Source organism: Clostridium frigidicarnis, assembly GCF_900111985.1.
GTDB lineage: Bacteria > Bacillota > Clostridia > Clostridiales > Clostridiaceae > Clostridium_Z > Clostridium_Z frigidicarnis.
In genome coordinates this window covers 68,726-81,888 of sequence record NZ_FOKI01000001.1, presented here as the reverse complement: position 1 = coordinate 81,888, position 13,163 = coordinate 68,726, and the positions used below count along the sequence as shown (strand labels likewise).

Below are 13,163 nucleotides of genomic sequence, written 5' to 3'. Positions count from 1 at the left end.
GAAATTTACCTTGCAGTGATGTAAAAAGGTCACTGTTTAAAAAGCTCTTATAAAAAATAATAAGAGCTTTTTATCTGATGACTGGCATCTGTAACATATATTCTCATAAAGGTGGTAATAAATAATGAATTTAACTCCAATGATGCAACAGTATCTTGAAATAAAAGGAAGATATAAGGATTGTATACTATTTTTTAGATTAGGTGACTTTTATGAAATGTTTTTTGAAGATGCTGAAACTGCATCTAAAGAACTTGAGCTTGTTTTAACAGGTAGGGACTGTGGCCTTGAAAAAAGAGCTCCCATGTGTGGAATACCATTTCATGCTTCAACCTCATATATAGGAAGGCTTGTTAATAAAGGTTATAAAGTTGCAATATGCGAGCAGGTGGAAGACCCAGCTTTAGCAAAGGGTATAGTTAAAAGAGATGTTATAAGAGTTATAACTCCTGGAACATTTACTGATGAAAGCTTTATAGATGAATGTAAAAACAATTTTATAATGAGTCTTTACATATCAGAGGATAAATTTATCTCTGTAAGCTTTGCTGATATTTCCACTGGAGAATTTTATAGCACATCTTTTAGAAATTCTTTAGAACTTATATATGATGAAATATCTAAATTTAAGCCAAGTGAAATCTTATTAAATTCAAATATAAATAATGATGTTAAAGAAAGATTAAAAGACTTCGGTATGTCTACAACTGAAAGACACGAGAATTATTTTAATAGTACGGAAAATCTCCAACTTTTAAAAGATACTTTTAAGTGTTTTGATGATTGCTATGATACCCCTTCAAATAAAGGCTTAATTACATATATATTAGAAACTCAAAAATTAGCTCTTTCTAATATTAATTCTGTAGAGTTTTATAATATTACAGATACAATGACAATAGATATAAATTCTAGACGTAATCTTGAACTTACAGAAAACATTAGAGACAAAGGAAAAAAAGGAAGTCTTCTACATGTTCTAGATAAAACCTCTACAGCCATGGGTAGTAGAACCCTTAGAAGATGGATAGAAATGCCTCTTATAAATAAGGATTTAATAGATGAAAGATTAGATTCTATTGAAGAAGTCTTAAATAATATAGGATTAATGGAAGACATAGGGGATAGCTTAAAAGATGTATATGATATAGAAAGAATTCTTGGTAAAATAGCTGCTAAAAGTGTTAATGCCAAGGAACTTATGTCATTAAAAAATTCTATAGGAAATATACCAAAGGTTAAAAGTCTTCTTGAAAACTTTTCTAGCCCTCTTCTTAATAACATGTTTAAAAATTTAGATGAACTTCAAGATATATATTCATTAATAGATACTTCAGTACAAGATACTCCATCTTTATCTGTTAAAGAAGGTAATATAATAAAGAATGGATATAACGAAGCAGTAGATGAACTTAGAAATGCTAAAACCCACGGAAAAGAATGGATTGCATCTCTAGAAGCTGAGGAAAGAGAGTTTACAGGAATCAAATCATTAAAGGTTGGGTACAATAAAGTATTTGGTTACTATATAGAAATAAGTAGAGCAAATTATAATTCTATTCCAGAGGGAAGATATATAAGAAAGCAAACCTTAGCCAATGCAGAAAGATTTATAACAGAAGATCTTAAAACTGTAGAAGAAAAAATACTAGGTGCTGAGGAAAAACTTATTTCTTTAGAATACAAATTGTTTGTTGAGATAAGAGATAATATTGAAAAAGAAATAGGCAGAATGAAAAGTAGTGCTAAAATTTTAGCTGAACTTGATTGCTTATTATCTTTTGCAAGGGTATCTCTTGATAATAACTATGTTAAACCTATAGTTAATTTAAATGATAATATAAATATTAAGGATGGGCGACATGCTGTTGTTGAGAAGGTTATACCACAAGGAACCTTTGTAAGCAATGATACACTTTTAAATAGGGATGATAATCAGCTTCTTATAATAACTGGCCCTAATATGGCAGGTAAATCTACATATATGAGACAAGTGGCATTAATAACTCTTATGGCACAAATAGGATGTTTTGTTCCTGCAAGTTATGCAGAAATATCCCTATGTGATAAAATCTTTACAAGAATAGGTGCCTCTGATGATTTATCTGGTGGAAAGAGTACCTTCATGGTGGAAATGTGGGAAGTTGCCAACATATTAAATAATGCCACAAGCAAAAGTCTTGTGTTATTAGATGAGGTTGGTAGAGGAACTAGTACCTATGATGGCTTAAGTATAGCTTGGGCTGTAATAGAATATATATGCTCTAAAAAAGATTTAAAATGTAAAACCTTATTTGCAACTCACTATCATGAGTTAACTGATCTTGAAAACACCTTAGAAGGAGTTAAAAACTACTCTGTATCAGTAAAAGAGATAGATGGCAGTATTCTATTCTTAAGAAAGATTGTAGAGGGTGGGGCAGATAAATCTTATGGTATAGAGGTTGCAAAACTTGCAGGACTTCCTAAAGAGGTTGTTATTAGAGCCAATTCAATATTAAAAGATTTAGAAGAAAAACATGAGAATAATAAAGTTAATGTTTCTTCTATAAAAGAAAATGATGAAATATTAGAATATAAACCTACTTTAGAAAAAGCAGTAGAAACAAAAGAAAGTACTGTTATAAATGAAATAGCAGTAGATTTTAAAGAATCAACTCAAATATCTTTTATGGATGTTGCTGAAGATAATTTTTTAGATGAAATAAAAGAAATAGATATATTAAATATGACTCCAATGGACGCTATGAATAAATTATTTGATTTAGTTAAAAAGGCTAAAAATTTAAAATAACTAGATTATAATATTCATTAGTTATTTTCTTGAGTATACCTTATGCAAGGGAGTGTTAAGAAACCTTGAAAAGAATAAATCTTTTAGATATAGAAACATCAAATAAGATTGCTGCAGGGGAAGTGGTTGAAAGACCCTCTTCTGTAGTAAAAGAATTAATAGAAAACAGCATAGATGCTCATGCAACAAAAATAACAGTTGAAATTGAAAATGGTGGAGAAACACTAATTAAAATAATAGACAATGGATCAGGTATACATGCTGACGATGTAGAAAGAGCATTTTTACCCCATGCTACAAGTAAAATAAAGGATATAGAAGATGTTTTTTCTATAAATACTTTAGGTTTTAGGGGAGAGGCTTTAGCAAGTATAGCTTCTGTTTCAAGAACCAAGCTTTTCTCAAGAATAGAGGAGTTTGAATTTGGACGTGAAATCTATATAGAGGGTGGAACAATAAATTATATTAAAGATACTGGATGTAATGTAGGTACTATAATAGAAGTTAGAGATTTATTTTTTAATGTGCCTGCAAGAAAAAAGTTTATGAAAAGTTCTTCTAGAGAAAGTGCTTTAATAAATGAAATTGTAAGTAAAATATCTTTAGCCAATGCAGATATTAGTATTACATTAATAAATAATGGTAAACGAACCTTAACTACCTATGGTAATAGCAATATATTAGATGTTGTTAGAGCTATATATGGAAAAAACATATCAGAAAATCTTACTTATTTTGAAGGACTTACTGATATCTTATCTGTTCATGGATACATTGGTAATTCAGAGATAGCTAGGGGCAGTAGAAATTATCAAAGTATTTTTGTTAACAATAGATTTATTAAAAATAGATTAATAGCTACAGCTGTTGAAAATGCATTTAAGTCTTTCATAACAGTTAACAAATTTCCATTCTTCATATTATTTATTGATATATTTCCTGACTTTGTAGATGTTAATATTCATCCTACAAAAGCAGAAATAAAGTTTAGAGACGATAGACTTATCTTTAAGGTTGTATTTGATAGTGTTCATAAAGCTCTTAGAAAATCCTTAGAGGACAATTTTTCATTAGATGAAGAACATACAAGTGAAAATAATAATTCAGAGAAAGTTGAACCTATAGACTATTTTCATCAGATTGATAATTCTATGAAAGTAAAAGAGAATGATAAACCTTTAGATGGTGTTAATATACCAGTGGATTTAAATCCTCACAATAAAGAGGGATTAACATATAAGGATATACTTAATGATAAAGATACAAATAATGATTTATATAACGCTACATCTCAAGTAAAAACTAATACTTATGTTAAACCTTTAAGTGAAAACATTGAACATACTACTGAAGAAATAAAGCAAAGTGATTCTAAAGAAAATGTAAATGTAGATGAAAGTATAAAACCTAAGTTTCCTTATTTCAGGATAATAGGCCAATTTAACAAAACATATATATTATCTGAATATAATGAAGCCTTATATTTAATAGATCAACATGCAGCCCATGAAAAAATACTATTTGAACGGTATAAAAATGAAATTAAAAATAGTAAAGTTGTGTGTCAACCTCTTTTAGTTCCTCTTTTACTCGAGCTTTCTTTAGATGATTTTGGTATATATGAAGAAAATAAAGAAATATTCTTAAAATCAGGTTTTAATATAGAGGAATTTGGAGATACTTCTATTACCATAAGGGAAGTTCCCTATGTATTAGGAAAGTTAGACCTTAAGAATTTCTTCATGGATATGATTGATAATATTAAAAACTTAGGTTCTGGTAAAAAAGAAGATATTAAGTTTAACAAAATAGCTTCTATGGCGTGTAGAGCTGCTATTAAGGCAAATGATTCCCTAACATTAGATGAAATGGAGCACTTGCTTGAAAAACTTAGATATATAGATGAACCCTTTACTTGTCCACATGGCAGACCTACAATAATAAAAATGGATTTATATGAAATAGAGAAAAGATTTAAAAGAATACAATAGAGGTAAAATAGATATGAAGAAAAAACTTTTGATTTTAAGTGGACCTACTGCTGTAGGTAAAACTAATATTTCAATTAAACTTGCTAAACTTTTAAACGGAGAAATAATCTCAGCAGATTCAATGCAAATATATAAGCATATGGACATCGGTTCTGCAAAGGTTACTGAAGAAGAAATGGATGGAGTTAAGCATTACTTGATTGATGTTGTAGATCCTAAAGATGATTTCACTGTGGCAGATTTTAAAGAAAAAGCTACTGAAATAATAGATGATATATATTCCCGTGGAAAGCTTCCAATGATTGTTGGAGGAACAGGACTTTATATTGATTCCCTAGTATGTAATATGACTTTCACTGAGGGACATAAAGATGAAGAATATAGAGAATACTTAACTAAACTAAGTGAAAAAGAAGGAAATGACTATATCCATAATATGCTAAAAGAAGTTGATCCTATAAGTGCTGAAAGAATTCATAAAAACAACGTTAAAAGAGTTATAAGAGCACTAGAAGTTTATAAAATTACAAAGAAACCTTTTAGTTCCTATAATGCTGGAAATGAAATATACAATATACCTTATGATTTAGGATATTATGTTTTGACTATGGATAGAAGTAAGCTTTATGAAAGAATTAACCTAAGAGTAGATATTATGATGGAAAAAGGTCTTATTGAAGAGGTTAAAACCCTTAAAGATATGGGATGTGAAGCTCATATGCAATCTATGAAGGGTATAGGCTATAAAGAAATGCTTTACTACCTAGATGGAGATATATCTTTAGAAAAAGCTGCTGACATGATAAAACAAGGGTCTAGGAACTATGCAAAGAGACAGCTTACCTGGTTTAGAAAAGACCCTAGGGTAATGTATCTAGACAAGGATATTTTGACAAAAGAAGAAATTATAAGCAAAATAAGAGATGACATAAGTAGTACTTAGGTTGTATAATTTAATTAGCTATATAATTTAAAAGTTCTAAAAATTAAGGAGGGATTGGCATGAGTAAGACGGCTAATAATTTACAGGATATTTTTTTAAATGGAGCTAGAAAGAATAAAATTCCAGTTACTATATACTTAACAAATGGATTTCAATTAAAGGGTTATGTTAAAGGTTTTGATAGTTTTACAGTTGTTTTAGATTGTGATGGAAAGCAAATGTTAATATATAAACATGCCATTAGCACTATAAATCCAGCTAAAATAATTCTTTTTAATAACAATACCGAAAATCAATCATCATAAAATTAAAGGAAGAATAGGTAATTATTTTTGCCTATTCTTTTTTTATGTGATAATATATACAGAGAATATTTTATTGTGTTGGAGGAAATGTAATGTTACAAGCTACTAAAGATTTGCTTTTTAAGCAATATAAGATAAATGACGCTACAATTAGTTTATATGAAAAGGCTATAAATGATGTAGAAGAACAATTTAAAATATATGATGAAATAAGAGAGTTAAACCAATTAAAGGTATTAGCTGCTTTTCAAGAAGAACATATAAGTGATTCACACTTTACTAATTCTTCAGGATACGGTTATGGAGATATTGGTAGAGATTCTTTGGAAAAGGTTTATGCAAGAATATTTAATGCAGAGAGTGCTTTAGTAAGACCTCATTTTGTTAACGGAACCCATGCTATAGGTTGTGCTTTAATGGGAAACTTAAGACCTAATGATACAATGGTTTGTATTTCAGGTGCTCCTTATGATACTTTACATAATATAATAGGAATAAGTGGAGAAGAAAACATAGGTTCACTTAAAGAGTATGGTGTAAAGTATAAGCAAGTAAACTTAATAGATGGAAAGTTTGATTTTGATAAAATTAAAAAAGTTTTACAAGAAGACAAATCAATTAAACTAGTACATGTTCAACGTTCTACTGGCTACGGATGGAGAAAATCATTTTTAATAGAAGAACTTGAAGAGGTTATATCTTTTGTTAAATCTTTAAGAGATGATGTTTTAGTATTTGTAGATAACTGCTATGGAGAATTTATTCAAGATAGAGAACCTACAGATGTTGGTGCTGACTTAATAGCAGGTTCTTTAATCAAAAACATTGGTGGAGGAATTGCTCCAACTGGTGGATATATAGTTGGTAAGGAAAAATATGTTGAACAAGCTGCATATAGACTAACAATCCCTGGTATAGGAGGAGAGTGTGGTTCTACATTTGGAGTTATGAGATCATTATTCCAAGGATTATTCTTAGCACCACATACTGCTATGGAAGCGGTTAAAACTGCTATATTCTGTGCAAGAATAATGGAACTTGCAGGATTTGAAGTAATGCCTAAGTATAATGATAAAAGAAGTGATATAATACAAGCCATTAAATTTAATGACGAAGGAAAGTTAATAAACTTCTGTAAGGGAATACAAAAGGGATCTCCAATAGATTCATTTGTTCAGTGTGAACCATGGGCTATGCCTGGTTATACAGATAAAGTTATAATGGCAGCTGGAGCATTTATACAAGGTTCTTCTATAGAACTTTCTGCTGATGCACCAATAAGAGAGCCTTTTATAGCTTACCTTCAAGGTGGATTAACATTTGATCACGGAAAAATAGGAGTTCTTATAGCTCTTTCAAAGATAATTCAATAAAGTAAATTCAGCTAAACATGAAGATAGAATGATAAGCACCGTAAACAAGCAGATTTCACCTAGTATTCTAAAGTAAAAAAGCATTGTTTCCTAAATTTCAATAACTCACGTTGTTCAAACAATTGAAATTCTTAACGGAACCAATGCTTTTTTTCACTAAGAATACTTACGGTTTATCTGATAGTTTACTAACGCTTATCATTCTATTTTCATTAAGGTACTTTTATTATTATAAGAATATGCAATTTAAGTATAAAAATATGTGAGTATAAGCAACATAAATTAGCTAGTTGCACATATTATTCTAAGTTATAAAAAAGCATTGATAGCTAAATTCTAATAACTCAAAGCGTTGAAACAATTGGAATTTTTAACGCCATATAAATTTTTTATACCAACAATACTAACTGTTCATCAGATAATTTGCTAATGCTTAACCCTATCTTTTATTAAAAAACATAAAAAAGCTAGTATACGCAATTTATTTTGCACATACCAGCTTTTTTAATATTTACTATACATAATTTCTATATATTCCAACAAGTTGGCCAAGTATAGAACATTCCTTTACTATTATAGGCTCCATAGTTTTGTTTTCTGGCTGAAGTCTATAATGATCTTTTTCTTTATAGAATGTTTTAAGAGTTGCTTCATTTTCAATTAAAATAACAACCTTATCCCCATTTTTGGCATATGAGGTCTTTTCAATTATGGCAAGATCTCCATCATGTATTCCAGCTTCTATCATACTATTACCAGTTACCTTAAGTATAAAAAGCTCTTTATCATGCTTTATAAAGCTTGATGGAATTGTAAATTCATCCTCTATGTTTTCCTGTGCTAAAATAGGAAGCCCCGCAGTAACTTTGCCAACTATAGGTATAGTAAGCATTTCTTTAGATAATGGTTTGTTTACTCCCATAATTTCTAATGCTCTAGGCTTTGTAGGATCTCTTCTGATAAATCCTTTTTCCTCCAGCTTTTTAAGGTGACCATGCACTGTTGATGTTGATTTTAAAGAAACAGCTACACATATCTCTCTTACTGATGGTGGATACCCTTTATCTTGAACGTATCTCTTTAAAAACTCGTATATCTCATATTGTTTATCTTTAATGTCTACCATAACTTTCACCTCGCTATATTAAAGCTATTATATCATAGCATAAACCATATAGCAAACTTATGTTCTATTACCTTTAAAAGGGCATTTTCACACCAGGATTATACTAAAAATTAAGCTTAGATTTCAAAATACTGTATATTATTTTTTCTAATATTATTAAATATCCATTGAAATCGTCTTATTTTTATTGAAAACAAGGCTAAAGAACATATGTTCAGACCCCGTAAAAATGGCACTTTTTTCACATTTAATTTACGAATAAACCTCTATAAACCCTTATGATTCAAAGGTTCAAGGATAAAACAACATATTTATACCAAAAGGATATAAATATCATTAATAATATATTATAGATATACCTTAACAAAATACCAAGGAACAATTCACTCTATGTGTTTAGCTATATATCTTATATAGAAATTAATGGTATAATAAACCTGCTAACAAGACATAATCTTAGTATGACTTGTAGTAATTAATTATAAATTTAATGTAGATGGAGTTATATGTTAATGTACAAGAAATCATGATTTGCTTATTTATCATTACTTTGATATAATTTAGTTTGATTTTTAGTGAAGAGTAGAGGTGTTTATATGGATAAAAAATATACCGAAGAGGATTACTGTGATATATATTCAAAGAAATTATGCGATAACTGTGGAAAATGCTTAGAAGATGCTGGAATAGATATAAGAGCTATAAAAATAGAAGATATAGCTAAGGATTTAGAGGAGAATAAAGTCCTTGAAGAAGAGCTTAAAGCTGAGTTTGAAAATTTAAGACTTGAAAATGAAGACAACGAAGAAGATTATATGGAAGATGAAAGCATAGACTTAGATTCTTATGTTGATGAACCTTTAGATAATGAAGAATATGAGGATGCCTTTGAACATATAGAGTATTTAGAGGATTTAGATATATCTGATGAGGATTCATTAGATGAGATGACTGATGAGCTATTCCCTGGAGTTAGAGTTTTAAAAAAGAAGAAATAAACATATTTATAATTAAGCCCTTGATTTTTCAAGGGCTTTTTATCATGAGTAAAAGGAGATAATATAAATTAAGAATAAATTTTTAGCATTAATTATTGGAACTGGAATAATAAGAGCAACATCTTTTACAGCATTTGATTCAATGGAAACAATCTAATTATAGTGTAAACATTATTTAAATCGTGGTTTGTGGTATAATTTAACTTGACGTTGCTTTAAAAGTAATAGTAAATTACAGATAATATCAAAATTCATACAATAGACTTAATTTACTAACCGTATGATTAAATTTCTATAATAAGGTTTTAGATAATCTTATTATCTTAGATATTTCTGTAAAACACTAGGGTAATCTTTAGATAAACACTATATTCTTAGATGAAAATATGAGGTAAGTTAATTATATAATATAGGGGTTTTTATGTAACAGTTGATTTTATAAAATTATTGTTGGGGGTGTAGAATTGGAACTTTGTGGCGAAGTCGTCAATCATAAATTTTTTGGCAGAGGTCAAATAGTAAAGTTTGTAAATAATTATGTAACAGTATTATTTGATGAGGGTGAATTAGAAAAGAAGTTTACCTATCCATCTGCTTTTGGTCCATTTTTAGAATTAGAAAAAAAATCTTTTTTAAAGCAAATTGAAGAAGATAAAAATGTAATTATTCAAAAGGAAGCTGAGGATAAAAGGATTAAAGAAGAAAAAGTAGCAATGGCCATAAAATCAAAATCTGATAAGGTAAGATGTTCAAAAAGCACTAATATAAAAACTTCTGATAGGAATAATATTGCTTTTAAGTGTACTTATTGTGATGGGGGAAATAGTGAAGAAATAGTTGGGTTTAAAGGTCTTTGTAGTGATGACTTAATCAAATATAATATTAATGTAGCAAAGCATATATGGTGTTGTAGTTCAGGTTCTCAATGTTATAAGTATTTGAATAATGAAATGACAAGGAAAGAATTAAATGACCTTTATAAAGAAGATAGTCTTATATGCTATGAAAGTAAAATGTTGGAATTTTGGCGTGCATATGCAGGCATTACTCAAAGCGGTTTGAATAAAGGAAAACCAATGACTTTAAGAAATGTTAGTTCAAATAGTTTAGCATTACTCACAACAAGACTTCCACATGCTAAAGACAAAGATAGATTTATTTTTGCCGTGTTTTTAGTAGATGAAAACTATGAGGGTGGTAATAGAGAAGAAGGGTATGTTGGAGCAAACTCTAAGTATAGAATACAATTATCCCTTGATGAAGCTAAAAAAGTGAAGTTTTGGGATTATTATTTTAATTCTACTAAGCCTGAAAAAATTCTATTTGGAAGTGGTATGCATAGATATTTAACAGATGTTCAATCAGCTCAGGTACTTAAGAAAATTTGTGAAATAAAAAAAGGCACTTTAGAAGAAGAACTTTCAAAAGAGTTTTTAGATCATTATTGTAAGATTAAAGAAGTTGATATTAATAACATACCTAGACCAAATGGTGCATTACAAAGACTTAAGAGTTGAAATATATATATTCCTATAACCCATTGATTGGATTAAATAGTGAATTTTAAAAGGATTAAGAGAAGACAATCTCTTAATCCTTTTTTTATAGATTTAGAAAGTAAATGTAGGGGGATATTTATATATTGCTTTAATCTATAACGTACTTATAATGAAAAAATTTATTTTATAAATAGCGTTCATGACAAAATATCAAGCGTTCATGATAAAACAGCTAAAGTTTTTAAGCGTTTAAGATGAAAAAACATGTGTTTACTACATATTTACGGTTTATAACGTATTTATATATATAATAAATATAAAAGATGGCTTACCAATTTAGTTTAGCGCTGACCGACAATTTCAATTTTATACGGTTTTGCAAAAAACTAAAATTTTTTAAAATGGAGGGATTTCAAAATGATTAGTTTTCAAAAAAGTATAATGAATACATCGTTGGTTAAGGACAGTGTAACTTTAGCACCTGGTGGTTGTTGTTGTTGTTGTACATGCTGTTGTTGTTGTTCAACTATAAATATCAATTGCAGCAATGGGGTAACAAATAATTCTCAACAATAAACTTTTTTAATTTCTATGTCTTTTAAGTTTAATAGTTCTAATGTCTTATAAAAATCAAAAAGGAGGGATTTCAAAATGATTAACTTTGAAAAAAACACAATGAATACATCTTTAGTTAAGGACAATGTAACTTTAGCACCTGGTGGTTGTTGTTGCTGTTGTACATGCTGTTGTTGTTGTTGCACTATAAATACTGGTGGTAGCAATACAGTAACAAATAATCCTCAATAATAAATAACCCCTAATAATAAATAAAAATTTTTAATTTCTATGTCTTTTAATTTTAGTAATTCTAATATCTTATAAAAATGAAAAAGTGGAGGGATTTCAAAATGATTAACTTTGAAAAAAACACAATGAATACATCTTTAGTTAAGGACAATGTAACTTTAGCACCTGGTGGTTGTTGCTGCTGTTGTACATGCTGTTGTTGTTGTTGCACTATAAACACTGGTGGTAGCAATACAGTAACAAATAATCCTCAAAAATAGGTATTGTTAGGTCTATATTGTACCTACATAATTATAGGTACAATATAGACTATTTAATAATAAAATCTAATACTTTTAGAAAATATACTGTTTACATATTATAACCAAAGAAAGATGGCGAGGTGATTATAATGGATACAACTACTAGTGAATCAATACGCATAAAAAAGATACCTCAAATTTATCATTTCAATACTCAATATATTGGCTTATCTCAATACTGTGATAGTGTTGTTGTTAAAATGCATAGTAACACTATAAATGGAGGAATTTTTTCGAAAAATAGATTTAGTAGCGAAGAATATCTTTTGAATTTTTCTATGAACAATAAATATGTTGGAAATAGAATGACTGCTGGTGAATTTTATCAGTCAGGTGGATTATTAACTTTAAGTGAGAAATCTTTAGGTGAGGATCTTGAAAATTCAATAAAATTACCTAAACCTAAAAAAATCAGAGTAAATTTATCAGATGCAATTATTAATAGAAGAAGTGTTAGATGTTATAAAGATGAGAAAATGAGCCTTCAAAACCTAAGTAATCTTCTTTTCTATACTCAAGGTGTATCTGCTATAGATAAAGTAAAACTGGATTACTATGAAGATGAGCTTAAATTAACCCTAAGAAATACCTCTTCTGGTGGAGGTTTATATCCTGTAACCCTATATTTCTCTGCAAGGAATATTGATAAAATAGAAGATGGTATATATGAATATTATCCTGAATCACATAGCATAAAGTTAGTTGCTAAAAGAGAGACCATGTCAGATGTAAATAGCTATGCAGATTTTGCTATGATAGATGTTTCTAATGTAAATCTTATTTTCTTTTATGTTTATAACCTTTTAGTTAACTCAAGAAAATACGGAAATATAGGAGCAGCATTTGGATTTTTAGAAGCAGGACAACTATCACAAAATATTCAGCTGGTCTCAAGTAGTTTGGGTTATGGAGTATGTGATATTGGTGGATACGTAAAACACATAGTTGAAAAGGATCTTAATATAGATGGATTAAACAAACATCTTATTCATATGACTATTGTAGGAACTGAGGGAGAGAAATAA

The 13,163-nt window shown here is 28.8% G+C and carries 12 protein-coding genes; 11 read left to right on the top strand and 1 reads right to left on the bottom strand.

Annotated features, from left to right (window positions below; translation table 11 throughout):
• The first annotated feature begins 124 nt into the window (after window positions 1–124).
• The 5 genes from mutS (at window position 125) to BM119_RS00310 (ending at window position 7,406) form a co-directional block, all read left to right on the top strand.
• Window positions 125–2,794 carry a DNA mismatch repair protein MutS gene (gene mutS, locus BM119_RS00330; RefSeq protein ID WP_090037549.1) on the top strand — a complete coding sequence of 890 codons (2,670 nt, stop codon included), beginning with the start codon at window positions 125–127 and terminating at the stop codon, window positions 2,792–2,794.
• Window positions 2,795–2,859: 65 nt separating this feature from the next.
• Entirely contained in the window at window positions 2,860–4,785 is a 1,926-nt protein-coding gene (gene mutL / locus BM119_RS00325) for a DNA mismatch repair endonuclease MutL (protein WP_090037546.1), read from the top strand.
• A 13-nt stretch (window positions 4,786–4,798) separates the two neighbouring features.
• Window positions 4,799–5,728 carry a tRNA (adenosine(37)-N6)-dimethylallyltransferase MiaA gene (miaA, locus tag BM119_RS00320; protein ID WP_090037543.1) on the top strand — a complete coding sequence of 310 codons (930 nt, stop codon included), beginning with the start codon at window positions 4,799–4,801 and terminating at the stop codon, window positions 5,726–5,728.
• Window positions 5,729–5,787: 59 nt separating this feature from the next.
• Window positions 5,788–6,033 carry an RNA chaperone Hfq gene (gene hfq / locus BM119_RS00315; RefSeq protein WP_090037540.1) on the top strand — a complete coding sequence of 82 codons (246 nt, stop codon included), beginning with the start codon at window positions 5,788–5,790 and terminating at the stop codon, window positions 6,031–6,033.
• 92 nt (window positions 6,034–6,125) lie between these two features.
• Window positions 6,126–7,406, top strand: a complete 1,281-nt coding sequence (locus BM119_RS00310; protein WP_090037537.1) for a methionine gamma-lyase family protein — start codon at window positions 6,126–6,128, stop codon at window positions 7,404–7,406.
• 514 nt (window positions 7,407–7,920) lie between these two features.
• Here the strand turns inward: BM119_RS00310 and lexA are convergent.
• A complete protein-coding gene (lexA, locus tag BM119_RS00305) occupies window positions 7,921–8,532 on the bottom strand; it encodes a transcriptional repressor LexA (RefSeq protein ID WP_090037534.1) in 612 nt (203 codons plus the stop codon).
• 596 nt (window positions 8,533–9,128) lie between these two features.
• On the opposite strand from lexA, the gene BM119_RS00300 reads away from it, so the two are divergent.
• The 6 genes from BM119_RS00300 (at window position 9,129) to BM119_RS00285 (ending at window position 13,163) form a co-directional block, all read left to right on the top strand.
• A complete protein-coding gene (locus BM119_RS00300) occupies window positions 9,129–9,530 on the top strand; it encodes a hypothetical protein (RefSeq protein ID WP_090037531.1) in 402 nt (133 codons plus the stop codon).
• Between the two features lie 464 nt (window positions 9,531–9,994).
• Window positions 9,995–11,047, top strand: coding sequence for a hypothetical protein (locus BM119_RS20150; protein ID WP_242948249.1), 1,053 nt, complete (start codon window positions 9,995–9,997; stop codon window positions 11,045–11,047).
• A gap of 399 nt (window positions 11,048–11,446) precedes the next feature.
• Window positions 11,447–11,605: a streptolysin S family TOMM toxin gene (locus BM119_RS19540; RefSeq protein ID WP_143087278.1), complete on the top strand. Its 159-nt coding sequence runs from the start codon at window positions 11,447–11,449 to the stop codon at window positions 11,603–11,605.
• Window positions 11,606–11,680: 75 nt separating this feature from the next.
• Window positions 11,681–11,836: a streptolysin S family TOMM toxin gene (locus BM119_RS19535; RefSeq protein WP_143087277.1), complete on the top strand. Its 156-nt coding sequence runs from the start codon at window positions 11,681–11,683 to the stop codon at window positions 11,834–11,836.
• A 101-nt stretch (window positions 11,837–11,937) separates the two neighbouring features.
• Complete coding sequence (locus BM119_RS19530) at window positions 11,938–12,096, top strand: streptolysin S family TOMM toxin (protein WP_143087276.1); 159 nt, start codon at window positions 11,938–11,940, stop codon at window positions 12,094–12,096.
• A gap of 131 nt (window positions 12,097–12,227) precedes the next feature.
• Window positions 12,228–13,163 carry a SagB family peptide dehydrogenase gene (locus BM119_RS00285; protein WP_090037528.1) on the top strand — a complete coding sequence of 312 codons (936 nt, stop codon included), beginning with the start codon at window positions 12,228–12,230 and terminating at the stop codon, window positions 13,161–13,163.

Bases quoted from the DNA above. Each gene is read 5' to 3' on its own strand.
- mutS (WP_090037549.1), top strand. From the start codon at position 125: ATGAATTTAACTCCAATGATGCAACAGTATCTTGAAATAAAAGGAAGA.
- miaA (WP_090037543.1), top strand. From the start codon at position 4,799: ATGAAGAAAAAACTTTTGATTTTAAGTGGACCTACTGCTGTAGGTAAA.
- hfq (WP_090037540.1), top strand. From the start codon at position 5,788: ATGAGTAAGACGGCTAATAATTTACAGGATATTTTTTTAAATGGAGCT.
- BM119_RS00310 (WP_090037537.1), top strand. From the start codon at position 6,126: ATGTTACAAGCTACTAAAGATTTGCTTTTTAAGCAATATAAGATAAAT.
- lexA (WP_090037534.1), bottom strand. From the start codon at position 8,532: ATGGTAGACATTAAAGATAAACAATATGAGATATACGAGTTTTTAAAG.
- BM119_RS00300 (WP_090037531.1), top strand. From the start codon at position 9,129: ATGGATAAAAAATATACCGAAGAGGATTACTGTGATATATATTCAAAG.
- BM119_RS19540 (WP_143087278.1), top strand. From the start codon at position 11,447: ATGATTAGTTTTCAAAAAAGTATAATGAATACATCGTTGGTTAAGGAC.
- BM119_RS19535 (WP_143087277.1), top strand. From the start codon at position 11,681: ATGATTAACTTTGAAAAAAACACAATGAATACATCTTTAGTTAAGGAC.
- BM119_RS19530 (WP_143087276.1), top strand. From the start codon at position 11,938: ATGATTAACTTTGAAAAAAACACAATGAATACATCTTTAGTTAAGGAC.
- BM119_RS00285 (WP_090037528.1), top strand. From the start codon at position 12,228: ATGGATACAACTACTAGTGAATCAATACGCATAAAAAAGATACCTCAA.